The organism is Achromobacter sp. SIMBA_011 (assembly GCF_046535435.1).
GTDB lineage: Bacteria > Pseudomonadota > Gammaproteobacteria > Burkholderiales > Burkholderiaceae_B > Achromobacter > Achromobacter dolens.
This window is the reverse complement of record NZ_JAWRWN010000739.1, coordinates 1-259: the sequence shown is the minus strand read 5'-3', so window position 1 is coordinate 259 and position 259 is coordinate 1. Positions and strand designations below refer to the sequence as shown.

Annotated in this window: 1 protein-coding gene; it reads right to left on the bottom strand. The window is 72.6% G+C overall.

The window, feature by feature from the left end:
* Positions 1 to 259, bottom strand: a 259-nt coding sequence (locus tag SB816_RS32935) for a PhoH family protein (RefSeq protein WP_410548372.1), incomplete at both ends; no start/stop codon positions are given.

Genomic DNA, 259 nt, shown 5'->3' with positions numbered 1-259 from the left:
CGAGGTAGGTCTTGCCCGTGCCGGCCGGTCCGATGCCGAACGTCACGTCGTGCTGCAGGATCTGCTTCAGGTATTCGCGCTGCGCGGGCGTGCGGCCGCGCAGGTCGGCGCGCCGCGTGTACAGCTTCGGCGCGGGCTCCTCGTCGGGCGCGGCGTCGTCGAGCGCCGCCGCCGGTTCGTCGAACGGATGGTCGGGATCGCCGCGAAAGCGCACGTCGACCGTGTGCTGCCGGCCGTTGCCGGCGGTGTGACGCACTTC